The sequence below is a fragment of the Paraburkholderia sp. RHO2 genome (assembly GCF_050955445.1).
GTDB lineage: Bacteria > Actinomycetota > Actinomycetes > Mycobacteriales > Mycobacteriaceae > Prescottella > Prescottella agglutinans_A.
Window position 1 is genome coordinate 3,896,135 of sequence record NZ_CP162617.1, and the last position, 15,935, is coordinate 3,912,069.

Below are 15,935 nucleotides of genomic sequence, written 5' to 3' on the forward strand. Positions count from 1 at the left end.
CGTCCTCACTCGAGCCGCGCCAGCGCGTCGGCCAGAGCGTCCCGCCAGGGCCGCAACGGCGTGAGTCCGGCGGCCGCCCACGCCGCCGGCGAGAGCACCGAGTACGACGGCCTCGGCGCCGGGCGCACGAACTCCGCACTGGTGCACGGCAACACACGGTCGGGGTCGGCTCCGACCCCCTCGAACACCGCACGGGCCAGGTCGAACCAGGTCGCGGCACCGGTGTTGGTCGCGTGCAGTGTCGTGACCCCCGCGGCGCAGTCGCCCCCGGTGCGGGCCAGTTCGAGCAGCCCGGCCGCCAGGTCCGCCGAGAACGTGGGCGACCCCGTCTGGTCGTTCACGACCTGGACCGTCTCGCGCTCGCGTTCGAGCCGCAGCATCGTCGCGACGAAGTCGTTGCCGGTGCCGGTGTACACCCATGCCGTCCGGACGATCTGCGCGTCGGGCGACACCTCGCGGATCGCTTGCTCGCCGGCCAGCTTGGTCCGTCCGTACGCCGTCCGCGGACCGGTCGGCGCATCCGGCTCGTACGGGGTGGTCGCGTCACCGGCGAACACGTAGTCGGTCGAGACGTGCACCAACCGCGCACCGGCCCGCGCACACGCCGACGCGAGATTCCGCACCCCGATCTCGTTGACCGCCGCGGCGGCCTCCTCGTCGGACTCGGCCGCGTCCACCGCCGTGTACGCCGCGCAGTTGACGACCACCGCATTCGGCCGCACCCACGAATCCACCGCACCGCGATCGGTGATGTCGAGTTCGGCCGAGCCCACACCGGAAACGGGGACGTCGGCGGCCTCCGCGCGCCGCAGCAATTGGCTTCCCAGCTGCCCACGGGCACCGGTCACGAGAAGAGTCGTCACAGCTGCCGAGTCTGGCACGCCGGACAGCTGTATCGCGTGCCGAGCGGAGAAGACCAGTAGCCTTGACGACAGTATGAGAACCGACCGTCATGGAGGCGCACACGTGCCGCAGGAGCCCACCACACGGGAGGTGCCGAGACCGCCAGCTCCGGTCTCGCGCATCCAGATCGCCATCGCGATTGCGGCGGTCCTCGTGCTCGTGGTCACCGGATTCGCTTGGCGCAGTGTCGATTCGCTGCGCTCGAGCCTCGCCACGGCCGGCGGACTCGGTTTGGGCGGCGGCAAGGACGGCGCCATCGACATCCTCCTCGTCGGCACCGACAGCCGCACCGACGCACACGGAAATCCGCTCAGCCAGTCCGAACTCGCCGCACTGCGCGCCGGTGAGGAGGTCGCGTCCAACACCGACACGATCGTCCTCGTCCGGGTCCCCAACGACGGCAGTTCCGCCACCGCGATCTCCATCCCCCGCGACGCGTACGTCGACGTGCCCGGGATCGGGAAGTCGAAGATCAACGCGGCGTACGGCGCCACCAAGGAGATGGAACGCCAGAAGCTGATCGAGGAGGGCGAATCGGAATCCACGGTCGACAAGGAATCCACCCAGGCGGGCCGTGAGGCGCTCATCGAATCGGTCGCGAAGCTCACCGGCATCACCGTCGACCACTACGCGGAGATCGGCCTGCTCGGATTCGTCCTGCTCACCGATGCCGTCGGAGGCGTCGACGTGTGTCTCAACGCGCCTGTCGACGAACCGCTCTCGGGCGCGAAGTTCCCGGCCGGCGAGCAGACACTGAGCGGCTCCGACGCCCTCAGCTTCGTCCGCCAGCGGCACGACCTGCCCCGCGGCGACCTCGATCGCATCGTCCGGCAGCAGGTTTTCATGGCGTCCCTCGTCCAGCAGGTGCTGAGCGCGAAGACGCTCACCAACCCGGGCAAGCTGAACCAGCTGACCGCCGCCGTCCAGCGGTCCGTGGTGCTCGACTCCGACTGGGACATCATCGATTTCGCCACCCAGTTGCAGGATCTCGCCGGCGGCGAGGTCAAGTTCGAGACCATCCCGGTCGTCGACATCAATGCCATGACCGACTACGGCGAGTCGATCGTCCAGGTCGATCCCAAGGCGGTCCGCGCGTACGTCGCCGGACTCGTCGGCGAGGAACCCCAGGAGGACGACAGCGAGACGACCACCTCGGCCGTCCCGACCACGATGCCCGAGATCGACGTCTCCTCCGTCACCGTCGACGTCGCCAACGACAGCAGCATCGGTGGCCTCGCGGCGACCGTCGCCACCACGCTCGAGAACAAGGGATTCGGCCTCGGCGACGTCGGCAACAACACCGGAAAGTCCGTTTCGCGGACCACGGTGTTCGCGAACAAGTCCGACAGCAAGGCCGCGCAGGCCGTGTCCGTCACGCTCGGCGGCCTGCCCGTCGAGACCGACACGTCCCTGCCGTCGGGCGAGGTCCGCGTCGTCCTCGCCGGTGACTACAAGGGCCCCACCGGATCCTCGTCCTCGGCGTCGTCGGCCTCCGGCGGCATCTCGAGCGCCGGCACCTCGCCCACGCCAGTCGAACCCGGCCCGCCGATCGACGCGGGTAACAAGGGTCCGCACTGTGTCAACTGACGGGAGCCGGCTCTCGGACGGAACCGTGAAGTGGCTGAAGGACTTCCTGGTCGACTGGTACGGCGGCCGGAGTGCCGGGTACGGCTGCCCCGACGCCGACCTGCCGGCGTCCCTGCCGTCCGCCTTGCGGGATCTGTACGCCTTCGCGGGACGGTGGCCGTGTCGAGATCCCGAAGAGCACCTGCCCGCCTCACCGATGATCTTCCAGCACCAAGATGTGCTCGTGCGCGCGGCCGACCTGTCGGCGAGCGGCGGCACGATCGACTTCCTGCGTGAGAACCAGGACAGCTGGACCTGTCGAGTGGCGGCGAGCGCGGATTCGTCGGCGGTGTTCAGCAACGCGCACTGGATGTGGGATGACGTCGACATGGACGACTATGTCGAGCTCGCCCCGACTCTGGAACATTTCCTGACATCGTTCGTCCTGCAGGAGACCGTGATGGGCTGCCGCAACCTGGTCGTCGCCGACGACGAGGCGGCACCAGCCGTGTCGGGCCTGACCGATCGGGCCACGCCGCTGTGGCTACACGGCTGGTACGTGTTCGACGAACCCACCCACAGTTTCTGGCAGTCCGGACCGTTTCTCCTGGCCGAGATCACCGGCACCCGCTGGATCGGATGGAACGACGTGTCGGCGCGCCTTCCGGACGCTGCGTCGGACTGGCGCCGCATTCGAACCGATGGGATCTGACAGCGGCTACACCGGTGAACTAGGGAGCGATCAGCAATCGCGTCCGACACGCAGAGCGAAAACCGTTGAGGGGCCGCGCCTTCCCCTATCGCCGATAGGGACCCCCCACCTCCCCCTAATCGCCCCCTAATCTGCCGCCGATCCCGCCCGTCGACGGCACGGCGCACGGTCCAATCACTCTCGACACCAGCCGGTGTCGACCTGGATCGAGTGACACACAGGAGCACATCATGTCCTTCTCCGCTCTCTTCTCGGCACTGCTGTCCGCGATGTTCGGCGCCGATTTCGGACTCGGCTCGGACGGCGGTTCCGTCGGCTCCAGCGCTCAGGCCGGCGGCGGCGCCAACGGTGGCGCCAACGGCGGGTTCAACTTCGGATCCTGACGTCGGACCGACTCCGGTACCCGCGGCCTCCTGACGCCGCGGTCCACGCAGGCGGGGCACACACCGCCGTGTCCCGCCTGCGCACGGGAACCTGCCGACACGATCCGAATCCGTCGAAGTAGATTGGCCCCGTGCCCAACCTGACCACCGCGCTACTCGATCCGATCCTCGCCGCCGACCCGGCCGGCCCGCGAATCACCTACTACGACGACGCCACCGGTGAGCGCATCGAGTTGTCGGCGGTAACCCTCGCCAACTGGGCCGCGAAGACCGCGAACTTCCTGTGCGACGAATTCGCGCTGATGCCGGGTGCGCGCGTGTCGGTGCTGCTGCCCGCGCACTGGCAGACCGCCGCCGTCCTGCTCGGTGCCTGGTGGGCGGGCCTCGAGGTGACGCTCGACGCCGATCCCGACGCGGAGGCCGCCCTCGTCACCGTCGATCGACTCGACGACGTCGCCGACGTCCCCGAGGTCGCGGTGCTCTCGCTCGACGCGTTCGGCCGCCCGGTGCCCGACCTGCCCGTCGGGATCACCGACTACGCGACGGCCGTGCGCGTGCACGGCGACCAGTTCCGCGCCGTCGGCTCCGGCCCCGCCGCACTCGACGGGCGCGGCGTCGACGAGGTCGTCGCGGCGGCCCGGGCCGTCGCCGCCGAGCAGCACGTGACCGGAGCCGACCGGGCGCTCTCCACGCGTACGTGGGCCACCGCCGACGAGTTGATCGCGGGACTGGTCTCGGTCCTCGCGGTCGGCGCCTCGCTGGTGCAGGTCTCCAACCCCGACGACGCAGCGCTCGCCCGCCGCGTCGACTCCGAGAAGGTCACCGCCCTACTCGGCGGATAGGGGTCGATCGACACGGCAGGGCCCGGGATCACGGTGATCCCGGGCCCTGCGTCGTCTCGTCGCTGCTCAGCCGGCCAGCGCCGCCACCGGCGCGGTACCGGCCGCCCGCCGCGCCGGCAGCACTGCCGCGACGACGCCGGCGACGCCACCGCCCACCGCGATCAGCGCAAGCGTCGCCCAGGGCAGGGTGTTCAGCACGAGGTCGTCGAAACCGAACACCGACGCCGATCCGCTGATGCCGAACACCAGACCCAGCGCCACGCCGAGCGCCGAGGCCACGCCGGCGATCAGCAGCGCCTCCCACAGCAGCAGTGACCGCAGGCCCGACCGGGTCAGGCCCAGCGCCCTCAGCAGCCCGGATTCGCGGCGCCGTTCGAGCACCGACAGCGCCATCGTGTTACCGACACCGATCAGCGCGATCACCACCGCGACCGACAGCAACCCGGCGACGATCAGCAGCAGCGTGTCCAGCACGCTGTCGAGCGTCGCGCGCATCACGAGCGAGCCGCCGACATCGCTGCCCGGAGCCAACTGCTCTGCGAGCGAAGTAATCTCGTCCTGCACGGCACGGCTGTCGGCGTCGCTCAGTCCGTCGTCGAGCCGGATCCACATCTGGTCCTGCACCACCTGAGACGACAGCGCCGTCAGAATCCGCGCCTCGGTCAACGAGGTCCGGCCGTCCGCGCTGCCCACCGTCACCTCGGCACGACCCACGTTGCCGGCCAGCGCGACCTTGTCGCCCGCATGAAGTCCGTAGTACTGCATATCGGCCGACGGCAGCAGCAGCTGGTCCGCGACCGGCAGCTCGACGTCGGAACGCAGCGTCGCACGAACCGCGCCCAGGTCGACGCCCGTGACCCGGATCGTGCGCCCGTCGGACAGGGCGACGTCGGCGGTCCCGATCGGCGCGACCGCGGCCACACCCTGCAGGCCCTGCACCCGGTCGACGAGATCGACCGGCAGTCCCGCCGCTTCCTCGGTGACGACGCTCACGTCCACCGGGAATTGGTCGTCGACAGCGCCGGGCGCGCTGGCCTTGGTCACCGCGATCCCGACGACGAGCGTGCTGGTGAGCGTGACGCCGATCAGCAGCGCCGTCGCGGTCGCCGCGGTGCGGCGCGGATTACGGCCGGCGTTGCCGGCCGCGAGCTGGCCCACGGGGCCGCCCAGGCGGGACACCACCGCACCCACCTGTGAGATCACCGCGGGAATGATCCGCTGTCCGAGGATCACGATCGAGACGAAGGTCAGCAGCCCGCCGACGCACGCGATCAGCACCTGCGCGGTCCCGGCACCGACGCCGAGAATGCCGACGCCGGCGAGCAGCCCGAGAGTCCCCACCACTCGACGGGTCCGCGACACCACGACCGATTCCGGCTTCGATTCGAGCGGCTGCAGCGCCGCGAGCGGCGACACCCTGGTTGCGGCCCGGCCCGGGGCCGATGCTGCAACCATCGTCATCACGACGCCGACGGCGAGGCCGACGACCACCGTCACCGGTGTCACACTCAAGCTCTGCAACGGGATCGGCACGTCGGCCGCCGAAGCGATTTGCGCCACCAACCAGGCCGCGGCCACACCGAGGCCGACGCCCAGCACCGACGCGACCGCGCCGACCCCGGCCGCCTCGACCCGCACACTGCCGCGGACCTGTGCCGCCGTGGCGCCCACGCAGCGCAGCAGCGCCAACTCCTGGGTGCGGGCGGCGAGCAGGACCGCGAACGTGTTGGCGATAACGAGCCCCGCGACCACCACTGCGATGGCGCCGAACGCGAGCAGCACGCTCGCCAGGACGTCGGAGTCGCCGAGGAACTGCTGCGACGCCAACTCCGCCTGCCGGACACCGGTCACCACCGTGACGTCGGCGGGCAGCATCGACCCCATCCGCTGGGCCAACTGTTCCTGCGACAGGGTGCCGTCACCGGCCACGCGGATCTCCCGCACCGTCGCGCCCGACGCCCACTGCCCCAGCTGCGCCGGCGTCGCGTAGATGGTCGTGCCGTTCATGCTCTGCGCCGTGCCCGCCAGATCGACGGTGCCGACAACCTTCGCGGTCTCCGTCTGGGAGTCGCTGCCCAGCACCGTCACCGTCAGGTCGGTCCCGACCGGGATATCCGACCCGGACCCGACCGCGACCTCCCCCAACGCCTCCGGGAACCGGCCGTCCTGCAACTTCTGCCAACGCAACCCGGGGTCCTGCGACAGCGACACCGCCGACCCGTACGACGAGCCCTCACCGTCGCGCCGCACCTTCACACTGGCCGAGCTGTCCTCGGCGACCGCCCGCACGCCCGGGATCGCCGCGACCGTCGCGGGGTCGACGGTGCCGGTGACGACCACGTCCGTCGTCGCGTACTGCCCGGCAAGCGAACCCGTCACGCCGGCCTTGAGCGTCGCGTTCAACGTCAGCGTCGCCACGATGAACGCCACCGAGATCACGACCGCCAGGATCGACGCGACATACCGTCCCGCATGCGCGCGCATCTGTGCCCACGCCAAGCCACGCATCAGCGGGTCCTGCTCAGGTCGTCGGCGCCGAGCGAACGCATCGTCTCGATCACCGAATCGGTGGTAGGACGGTCGATCTCGCCGGCGATGGTGCCGTCGGCGATCAGCACTACGCGATCGGCATACGACGCGGCGACCGGGTCGTGGGTCACCATCACGACGGTCTGCCCGGTCTCGCGGACGCTCGACCGCAGCAGGTCGAGCACCTCGGCACCGGTGCGCGAGTCCAGGTTGCCGGTGGGCTCGTCCGCGAAGATCACGTCGGGCTGCGGCAACAGCGCCCGCGCGACGGCGACCCGCTGCTGCTGTCCACCGGACAGCTCGTGGGGGCGGTGTCCGAGCCGGTCGGTCAGGCCCAGGCGCCGCACCACCTCGTCGCGCCAGCCGCGCTCGGGGACCCGTCCGGCCAGCCGCATCGGCAGCAGCATGTTCTCCTCCGCCGAGAGCACCGGCAGCAGGTTGAACGCCTGGAACACGAACCCGATCCGCTCGCGGCGCAGTTCGGTCAGCTCACGGTCGCCCAGCGCGGTGATCTCGGTGCCGCCCACGTGCACCGTGCCCGACGTCGCCACGTCCAGTCCGGCCAGGCAGTGCATCAACGTCGACTTGCCCGAGCCGGACGGACCCATGATCGCGGTGAAGGCGCCGGCCTCGAAGTCCACATCCACACCACGCAGGGCGTGGACCGCGGTCTCGCCGCCGCCGTACGTCTTGGTCAGGGCCCGCGCCTGCACCTTCTGGTCACCATTTCTCATGCTGTCGACGTTATGGCTGGTCAGGGTCCTTCCACATCGGAGCGCGGGGCGATCTCCGCGGACGCCGGCGTCATACCTCGGTAGGACCCGGCATCAGCCTGGGCGCCCATTCCTTCGCGATCGGCGCAGGTTCCCGCCGCTACGTCGAAGGAATGGGCGGTGAGGCCGACTGTCCACAGGGCAGCCGTCATCCCCAGATTTCCTGCCGGCCTCGAATCACGGGCACTCGATGTCGGCATCGGCCCCGAGTCTGCGATCGTGAACGCCTTCGGAATCCACACCTACGACGAACTGCTCGCCGCCGGTATCCCGCGCAGCACGATCGGCAGCCGATGCCGCAGCGGCCGATACCACCGAGTGCTACCGCGGATCTATGCGATGACCGAGCCGACGACGCTTGCGCTCTGCCACGCAGTGACACGCTGGCAGCCGACCGCCGTGCTCAGCCACCGGACCGCGGCCTGGCTGCACGGATGGACCGGTGAACCGGACATCGTGGAGGCCACGGTGCCCGCCCACGTTCGGGCACGAACGCCGAAGTGGCTTCTCCTGCATCGCCGTAACCTCGCCGACGCCCAGGTCGGCGAAGCCTGGTCGCTGCCGACGGTGTCGGCCCCGCAGGCACTGGTGGACTGCGCCGCCGTCATGTCCGCGGACGAATTCGAACGCCTCGTGGACAATCAACTGACCAGGTCGGTCGCCCCGCAGCAGTTGCGAGACTTGCTCGACAACTGTCCCGGCAGGTGGGGCAACACGTCATCCAGGGGGCAGTTCCGCACCGCCGCCGTGCGGGCCGCGTCGGAACCGGAACGTCTGCTCGCGCGGGCGCTCAACCGGCGGCGTTGTCCGATGGCCGTGAACGAACCCGTCGGCCCGTACGTGTGCGACTTCGTCGATGCCCGAGCCGAACTCGTCGTCGAGGTGGACGGCCGCGAGTTCCACAGCGCGCCGGACGTGTTCCGCCGCGACAGACGACGCCAGAACTGGCTGGTCCGACAGGGCTGGCTGGTGCTGCGCTACGCCGCCTACGACGTCCTGACCGATCCGGACGCCGTGGCGGACGAGATCGTCGCGGTGGTGCGGCGCCGCCGACACGCGCGACGCCGATCGTCCTGAGCGCCCATTCTTCGCCTGATCGCGCGGGTTTCCGCGCCGCTTCCGAAAGAATGGGCGCCTGAGCCGACGTCAGTCGGAGCCCAGCAGGTCCTGCGGCCGGACGAGACCGATCTGGAACGCGTACAGCACCGCCTGCACACGGTCCCGCGAGCCGGTCTTCGAGAGCACCCGTCCCACATGGGTTTTCACCGTGGCCTCGGAGACCACGAACTTCTCGGCGATCTCCGCGTTCGACAGCCCGTGGGCCATCGCCTCGAGCACCTCCACCTCGCGCGGCGTCAGGTCCTCGGGCAGTGACGGCTGCACCGAGTTGCCCAGCATCGGGCCCACGTGCTGCAGCAGCTTGCGGGTCGAGCGGGCCTCGATGACGGCGTCGCCGCGGTGCACGGTGCGGATCGCGTCGAGCAACTGCTCGGGCGGGACGTCCTTGAGCAGGAAGCCACTGGCACCGGCGCTGATCGCCGACATCACGTACTCGTCGTTCTCGAACGTGGTGAGCACCACCACCTTCGGCGAATCGTCACGGGCGGTGAGCCGGCGGGTCGCCTCGATGCCGTCCATGTTCGGCATCTGGACGTCCATCAGCACGACGTCGGCGGGCGTGCGGGACAACTCCTCGACTCCGCGGGCGCCGTCCGACGCCTCGAGAACCACGGTGAGGTCCGGCTGCGAGTCGATCACCATGCGGAACCCGGCCCGCACCAGCTGCTGGTCGTCGACGAGGGCCACGCGAATCATGGCGTCCAGCCTAGGGTGCGACGTACGGGAGCCTGCCCCGCACCCGGTAGCCGCCGCCCGGCACCGGTCCGGCGGTGAGCTTTCCGCCGTGCAGCTTGGCCCGCTCGGTCATGCCGATCACGCCCTGCCCGCCCGGCGACGGCTCGATCAGTGCCGCCGCACCGCCACGGCCGTCGTCGGCGACAACCAGTTCGACGTCGTCCGATCCCCAGTTCACCGCGACGCGCGCCTGCGCCCCGGGGCCGGCGTGCTTGAGGACGTTGGTCAGCGACTCCTGCACGATGCGATACGCTGTCAGCCCCGCGCCCGTGGACAGCTCGTGCCGCTCACCGGTCACCGTCATGCCAACGTCCAAGCCGCCGCGTCGCAGCTCGGAAACCAGGCTCTCGATGTCGTCGGCGCCGGGCATTGCCGCGAACTCGCGCGGCCGGTCCTCGCGGAGCACCGACAGCAGCGCCCGCATGTCCGTCAGGGCCTGCCGGCCCGTCGAGGCGATGGTCTCGAGCGCGGTGATCGCGGCCTGCGGGTCCTGCGCCGCGCTGTATCGGCCGCCGTCGGCCTGCGCGATGACGACCGTCAGCGAGTGCGCGACGATGTCGTGCATCTCGCGGGCGATGCGGGTGCGCTCGTTGACCGCCGCCAACTCCGCCTCTTGCGCACGCTCGAGTTCGAGCAGCCGGGCCCGCTCGGCCAGACCCTCGAGTTCCTGGATGCGCACCCGGCGCAGGTCGCCGAACGCCCACACCGCGAGCACGAACACCGTGAGGAAGACCGCGGAGACCGCCGCGGCCTCCAGCCCGACTTCCTTGTTCGCGAAGTACCGGAACCCGGCCGCCGTCGCTCCGAGGATGGCGATGCCGAGGGCGGTGTAACTGCTCCACCGGGGTGCGTAGGCCGCGAACGCGTAGAGCGCGACCGGCACCGCGACCACGCTCGGCATCAGCATCTGGTCGACGACGAGCAGGTGCAGGATTGCGAACGCCGCCACCACGAACCCGGACACGACGGTCTTCGAGCGCCGCCACGCCAGCGGCACCGTCATGCCGAGGGAGACGACGACCGCGGCCGGGCCGAAGCCGATCGCGGTCGGGATACAGACCAACGTCAGGAGCGCCGCCTCGACGCGGTCGATGCCGACCGCGTGGACGGCGCTCCAGCGATACAGACGCTCGCTCAGTCGAGATCGGGCCGGGGAACGCGCCATGCCCCCAGCCTAGAGCCCGACCGGTACTGCTCAGCCCAGCAGCTTGGCGCGCAGAGCCTCGTCCTTCTCGAGCACCATCTGCTCGAGCCCGGCCTGGAAGTCGGCCATCCGCTGCTGCAGGGCCGGATCCGACGCGCCGAGGATGCGGGCGGCGAGCAGACCCGCGTTGCGGGCGCCGCCGATCGACACCGTCGCGACCGGCACACCGGCCGGCATCTGCACGATCGACAGCAGCGAATCCATGCCGTCGAGGTACTTGAGCGGAACCGGGACGCCGATCACCGGCAGCGGCGTCGCCGACGCGACCATACCGGGCAGGTGGGCGGCGCCGCCGGCACCGGCGATGATGACCTTGATTCCGCGTCCGGCCGCGTCACGCGCGTAGTCGAGCATGCGCTGCGGGGTGCGGTGCGCCGACACGACGCCCACCTCGAACCGGATGCCGAACTCGGCGAGTGCCTCGGCGGCGGCCTCCATCGTCGGCCAGTCCGAGTCGCTGCCCATGATCAGCCCGACGAGGGGCCCGTTCGATTCAGTCACTTCGCGTCTGCTCCCGTGTGCTCGTTCCAAACAGTGTCATTCCCGCCCATGTACATCCCACCCGTCAGTCCATTCGGCGTGCGACATCCAGTGCGCCGCCCGCTCCGCTCGCTCGCGCACGGCCGCGACGTACGCCGGGTCGTCCAGAGAACCCTGGGCGCCGCCCAGCACGTTCACGTGCCCGATCTTGCGGTCCTTGCGCTCACCCTTGCCGTACAGGTGGACCTTGACGTCGGGCATGCGCGCGAACAGGTGGTGCAGCCGCTCGTCCATGCTCATGGCAGGCGCTTCCGCGGCCCCGAGCACGTTCGCCATCACCGTGACCGGGGCGAGGGGCGACGGGTCGCCGAGCGGGTAGTCGAGGACGGCGCGCAGGTGCTGCTCGAACTGCGAGGTGCGCGCGCCGTCCTGCGTCCAGTGACCGGAGTTGTGCGGACGCATCGCCAGCTCGTTCACGACCAGCGTGCCGTCGGTGGTCTCGAACAGCTCGACGGCCATCGCGCCCACGACACCGAGTTCGGACGCCACCCGCAGCGCCAGCTGCTCGGCCTCGACCGCGAGCTCGGCGGACAGCTGCGGGGCCGGCGCGAGCACGACCGCGCACTGGCCGCTGCGCTGCACCGTCTCGACGACCGGCCACGACGCGCCCTGCCCGAACGGCGAACGCGCGACCATCGCGGAGAGTTCGCGGGTGAAGTCGATGGCCTGCTCGACCATCAACGTGACGCCCTTGTCGAGCTGCTCGGTGACGATGGCCTCGGCCTCGTCGGAGTCGTCGGTGATCCACACACCGCGGCCGTCGTAGCCGCCACGCACAGCCTTGAGAACGACGGGCCAGCCGTGTTCGGCGCCGAACCTGACGACGTCCTCGGCCCAGGTGACCTCGGCGAAGGCTGGGACCGGTGCACCCATCTCGCTGAGCTTCCGGCGCATTGCGAGCTTGTCCTGCGCGTACACGAGGGCCTGCGGCGGCGGCTGCACGTTGACACCCTCCGAGACCAACACGTCGAGGTGCTCGGTGGGAACGTGTTCGTGGTCGAACGTCAGCGCGTTCGAGCCGAGGGCGGCCTTGCGCAACGCGGCAAGGTCCGTATGGCTGCCCAGCACGACGTCGGGGCTGACCTGCGCGGCGGGCTCGTCGATGCTGCCCGCGAGCACCCGCAGGGTCTGGCCCAGCTCGATCGCGGCCTGGTGCGTCATGCGCGCGAGCTGACCGCCGCCGATCATCGTCACCACGGGCATCCCGCTCGGGAGATCACGCGGAGGGGTGGGGCGAGATTCGGAATCAGATTTGCCGGTCACGACACACCATGGTGTCACGTTCGCTCGAGCGCAGTTCTGCCGAGGTCATCCGGCGTCTCGACCTGTGGAGAAGCTGATAAGTAGCAATCCACTGCATCGATCGAGACCGCGGGTTCGTACAATACTTCGTTGTGTCTTTCGTCGACGCGGCGTTGAGCCGAGTTCCTCAGCCCCTCCGGGCCGTCGTCCTCCGCCACCACGAATTGATCAAGTTCGCAATCGTCGGCGGAACGACGATGGTGGTCGACCTGGCCATCTTCTACTCCCTGAGCCTGACGATCCTCGAGCAGAAGCCCGTCGTCGCCAAGATCTTCTCGGGTGTGGTCGCCACCATCCTGAGCTACATCCTCAACCGCGAGTGGTCGTTCAAGCACCGCGGTGGCCGCGAGCGGCATCACGAGGCACTGCTCTTCTTCACGATCAGCGGCATCGGCGTCGGCATCGCGGCGGCGCCGCTGTTCATCGCGAACAACATCTTCGACATCCGCTCGTCGGTGAGCCTCACGGCGCTCGTGGTCGTCGACTTCATCCTGAACTACATCATCGGCAACCTGCTGCAGATGGTCTTCCGGTTCTGGTCCTTCCGCCGGTGGGTGTTCCCGGAGGAGACCGGCCACGAGGTGATCGCACAGCCGGAGCCCGCCGCCGAGCTCACGGGCGAGGAACCCGGGCACATCTAGCGCGGCTCGTGGATGCCGGTCACCCGGGTCGGCACATCGTCCCGGACGGGCGCGAGGAACACCGCGAACAGCGCCGGGCGTCGCCGCTGCAGTTCCAGTCGGCCCCCATCGGCCTCGACGAGCGCCCGCGCCAACGCCAGCCCGACACCCGTCGACCCGGCACCCGAGAATCCCCGGTCGAAGATGTGCGGCGCCAGCTCGTCGCTCACGCCCTCCCCCTCGTCGGACACTTCCACGCACACGCGTGATCCTGTGGCGGACCCTCGCCCCGCCGGACCCGACACCAGTCGCACCGACACCGTGCACGTGCCGGCCCCGTGCTGCAGCGAGTTGTCGATCAGCACCGACACCGCCTCCCGTAGCCGCGTTCCGGTCGCCTTCGACGTCAGCCGCGGCTCGCCTCGCAGCCGCAGTACCCGGCCCGCGTCCTTGTACGGGCCCTGCCAGTCCGCGACGACGCTCGCGAGCTCCCCCACCACCGACACCGGCTCCCGGTTGGCGGCGCCGCTGTCGCGCGACGATCGCACCAGGTCGTCGACGGCGACGGTGAGCCGGTCGACCTGCGCCATCGCCTCCTCCGCCTCGTGCACCACGTCCGGATCCGGGTGACCCGACAGTTCGTCGAGTCGCAGCCGGACCGCGGTGAGACGACTGCGCAGTTGGTGCGACACGTCCGCAACGAGCGCGTGTTCGCGTTGCAGGCGCCCCGAGATCTCGACGGTCGCCGAGTCCAGCACGTCGGACACACGATCCAGTTCGGGGATGCCGTGGCGGCGCGAATCGGGCCGGAAGTCGCCCTCGGCGAGCCGCGCCGCCCGCTCGGCGACGTCCTTGAGCGGGTCGGCGAGACGCTTCGCGGTGACCACCGCGACGCCCGCACCGGCACCCATCGACGCGAGAACCAGCAGAGTCACCGCGCCGACCGCCTGCCGCTGCAGGGTCCGCATCCGGTCCGACGGCGCCTCCAGGCGCAGCGAACCGGACGTTCCCATCGACAGCGACTCGACCAGCGGTGAATCCACCCTCTCGGCACCGATGTCGAGGCGCGCGGCGCCCTCCTCCGGCGTCGGATAGACGACGACCAGCTTGCCTCCCTCCGGGACGACGAGGCGCAGCGAGGTGGTGTCCAGCCCGTCCTCGACGACGCCGGCGCTGCCCTCCTGCACGATGATCTCCGCCGCCATCCGGTCGAGCCTGGCCTGGAGATCGCTGCGGGTGAAGTCCTCCACCCACTGCCACGCCGTGTAGACCAGTGGGACACCCAGCAGCACACCGGTGAAGATGACGACCGCGAGGATCGACAGCAGAATTCTGCGACGCACGGCGAACGGGACCTAGTCGGTATTGATGCGGAATCCGACGCCGCGCACGGTGGCGATCCGCCGATCCGCGCCCGCGCCCTCGTCGCCGATCTTCCGCCGCAGCCAGGACATATGCATGTCGAGGGTCTTCGACCCCCGCAACTCGACGTCGCCCCAGACCTCACGCAGGATCGTGTCCCGCGAGACGACCTGACCGGCGTGCTCGAGAAGCACCCGCAGCAGCTCGTACTCCTTGTTGGCCAGCGCCACCTCGGACCCGTTGACCAGGACGCGGCGCGCCGCGGGCTCGAGCCGGATCCCGGCCACCTCGACGACGACGTCCTCCCCGCCCCCGCTGCGTCGCAGCAGCGCCCGCACCCGCGCCATGAGTTCGGCCAGCCGGAACGGTTTGCCGACGTAGTCGTCGGCGCCCGCGTCCAGTCCAACGACGAAGTCAACCTCGTCGGTGCGCGCGGTGAGCATCAGTACCGCCAGATCCAGGCTGTGCGCGCGCAACTGGCGGCATACCTCGAGTCCGTCCATCCCGGGCAGGCCCAGATCGAGGATCAGGAGTTCGAACTCGCCGGTCAGCGCCCGCTCGAGGGCGGTGGGTCCGGTCTGTTCGATCGTGACGGTGTAGCCCTCGCGGCCGAGTGCACGCGACAGCGGAGCAGCGATGGCCTCGTCATCTTCGGCAAGCAGTACGGCGGTCACGACGACAGCCTACGGTCGGTTCCGCCCGCGCGGATCTATTACCAGCCTTTCCGGTGATTCCGACCATCTTCACCGGCCGCGCCCGGCCACTGGTCCGGCCGTGAGAAACGATCGTCGTAGTAATGGTCCGGGTGGTCGCGGTGAGTACTCGTGGAATCGAAGACCTGGTGGTACAGCAGCGAATGCACCTGCTGGACCTCGGGGATGTCGTCGAATTCGAGGGGATCGTCCGACGACGCGACGATCATGAGCGTCCCGGTGCGCAGCATTCGGTCGACGAGTCCGTGCCGGAACTGCACATTGCTGATCCGGTTCATCGGGATGTCGATGCCGGTGTGGGTCAGCACGCCGTGTCGGATCATCACCCTTCGGTCGGTGACGATGAAATGCGTCGACTTCCACCGCAGCGCCGGAACCAGGACCTTCCACACCACGATGGCGACCCACGCGACGGCGATCACGAGCGACGCCGCCGTCACTGCGCCGCCGGTCAACTGCGATTCCGCGAGCCCCACCAGAAAACCCGCGATCGCGGTGGCGAGGATGAAGATCGCCGACGGAATGACGAGCATCTTCCAGTGCGGATGCCGGTGCAGCACCAGTTCCTCGTCCGCCGCCAGGGCGTCCTGTGGGTATCCCATGACAAGAGTGTGACAGGTTCGAGCAGGCCG

The 15,935-nt window shown here is 69.8% G+C and carries 16 protein-coding genes; 6 read left to right on the plus strand and 10 right to left on the minus strand.

Going from position 1 to position 15,935, the window contains the following annotated elements; genetic code table 11:
- Positions 1-5: 5 nt before the first annotated feature.
- Complete coding sequence (gene rfbD, locus ABTV10_RS18175; protein ID WP_499029096.1) at positions 6-863, minus strand: dTDP-4-dehydrorhamnose reductase; 858 nt, start codon at positions 861-863, stop codon at positions 6-8.
- A gap of 130 nt (positions 864-993) precedes the next feature.
- Between rfbD and ABTV10_RS18180 the strand changes: the two genes are divergently transcribed.
- From ABTV10_RS18180 to ABTV10_RS18195, 4 genes are all read left to right on the plus strand, one after another.
- A complete protein-coding gene (locus tag ABTV10_RS18180) occupies positions 994-2,490 on the plus strand; it encodes an LCP family protein (RefSeq protein ID WP_499029098.1) in 1,497 nt (498 codons plus the stop codon).
- A 25-nt stretch (positions 2,491-2,515) separates the two neighbouring features.
- Positions 2,516-3,181, plus strand: coding sequence for a hypothetical protein (locus ABTV10_RS18185; protein WP_499029100.1), 666 nt, complete (start codon positions 2,516-2,518; stop codon positions 3,179-3,181).
- A 230-nt stretch (positions 3,182-3,411) separates the two neighbouring features.
- Complete coding sequence (locus ABTV10_RS18190) at positions 3,412-3,564, plus strand: hypothetical protein (RefSeq protein WP_499029102.1); 153 nt, start codon at positions 3,412-3,414, stop codon at positions 3,562-3,564.
- Between the two features lie 131 nt (positions 3,565-3,695).
- On the plus strand, positions 3,696-4,406 hold the full coding sequence (locus tag ABTV10_RS18195; protein WP_499029103.1) for a TIGR03089 family protein: 711 nt from the start codon (positions 3,696-3,698) through the stop codon (positions 4,404-4,406).
- A gap of 66 nt (positions 4,407-4,472) precedes the next feature.
- On the opposite strand, the gene ABTV10_RS18200 is transcribed toward ABTV10_RS18195, so the two are convergent.
- On the minus strand, positions 4,473-6,914 hold the full coding sequence (locus ABTV10_RS18200) for an ABC transporter permease (RefSeq protein WP_499029105.1): 2,442 nt from the start codon (positions 6,912-6,914) through the stop codon (positions 4,473-4,475).
- Positions 6,914-7,669, minus strand: a complete 756-nt coding sequence (locus tag ABTV10_RS18205) for an ABC transporter ATP-binding protein (RefSeq protein WP_499029107.1) — start codon at positions 7,667-7,669, stop codon at positions 6,914-6,916. Before ABTV10_RS18205 ends, ABTV10_RS18200 begins: the two co-directional genes overlap by 1 nt.
- 258 nt (positions 7,670-7,927) lie before the next feature.
- Here ABTV10_RS18205 and ABTV10_RS18210 point away from each other — a divergent pair, with 258 nt between their 5' ends.
- Positions 7,928-8,785 carry a DUF559 domain-containing protein gene (locus ABTV10_RS18210; RefSeq protein WP_499029109.1) on the plus strand — a complete coding sequence of 286 codons (858 nt, stop codon included), beginning with the start codon at positions 7,928-7,930 and terminating at the stop codon, positions 8,783-8,785.
- A 69-nt stretch (positions 8,786-8,854) separates the two neighbouring features.
- Here ABTV10_RS18210 and ABTV10_RS18215 read toward each other — a convergent pair whose 3' ends face one another.
- Genes ABTV10_RS18215 through ABTV10_RS18230 form a run of 4 tightly spaced genes read right to left on the minus strand, consistent with a single transcriptional unit; the run spans position 8,855 to position 12,509 of the window.
- Positions 8,855-9,523, minus strand: coding sequence for a response regulator transcription factor (locus ABTV10_RS18215; protein WP_499029111.1), 669 nt, complete (start codon positions 9,521-9,523; stop codon positions 8,855-8,857).
- A 10-nt stretch (positions 9,524-9,533) separates the two neighbouring features.
- A complete protein-coding gene (locus tag ABTV10_RS18220) occupies positions 9,534-10,727 on the minus strand; it encodes a sensor histidine kinase (RefSeq protein ID WP_499029113.1) in 1,194 nt (397 codons plus the stop codon).
- 30 nt (positions 10,728-10,757) lie between these two features.
- Positions 10,758-11,267 carry a 5-(carboxyamino)imidazole ribonucleotide mutase gene (gene purE / locus ABTV10_RS18225; RefSeq protein ID WP_499029115.1) on the minus strand — a complete coding sequence of 170 codons (510 nt, stop codon included), beginning with the start codon at positions 11,265-11,267 and terminating at the stop codon, positions 10,758-10,760.
- A 36-nt stretch (positions 11,268-11,303) separates the two neighbouring features.
- On the minus strand, positions 11,304-12,509 hold the full coding sequence (locus ABTV10_RS18230) for a 5-(carboxyamino)imidazole ribonucleotide synthase (RefSeq protein WP_499035215.1): 1,206 nt from the start codon (positions 12,507-12,509) through the stop codon (positions 11,304-11,306).
- A 191-nt stretch (positions 12,510-12,700) separates the two neighbouring features.
- On the opposite strand from ABTV10_RS18230, the gene ABTV10_RS18235 reads away from it, so the two are divergent.
- Positions 12,701-13,249, plus strand: a complete 549-nt coding sequence (locus ABTV10_RS18235) for a GtrA family protein (protein ID WP_499029117.1) — start codon at positions 12,701-12,703, stop codon at positions 13,247-13,249.
- Here ABTV10_RS18235 and ABTV10_RS18240 read toward each other — a convergent pair.
- Genes ABTV10_RS18240 through ABTV10_RS18250 form a run of 3 tightly spaced genes read right to left on the minus strand, consistent with a single transcriptional unit; the run spans position 13,246 to position 15,905 of the window.
- Complete coding sequence (locus ABTV10_RS18240) at positions 13,246-14,571, minus strand: sensor histidine kinase (RefSeq protein ID WP_499029119.1); 1,326 nt, start codon at positions 14,569-14,571, stop codon at positions 13,246-13,248. The genes ABTV10_RS18235 and ABTV10_RS18240 overlap by 4 nt on opposite strands.
- A gap of 12 nt (positions 14,572-14,583) precedes the next feature.
- Entirely contained in the window at positions 14,584-15,264 is a 681-nt protein-coding gene (locus ABTV10_RS18245) for a response regulator transcription factor (RefSeq protein ID WP_127914529.1), read from the minus strand.
- A gap of 38 nt (positions 15,265-15,302) precedes the next feature.
- Complete coding sequence (locus ABTV10_RS18250; RefSeq protein ID WP_499029121.1) at positions 15,303-15,905, minus strand: PH domain-containing protein; 603 nt, start codon at positions 15,903-15,905, stop codon at positions 15,303-15,305.
- Between the last annotated feature and the right edge of the window lie 30 nt (positions 15,906-15,935).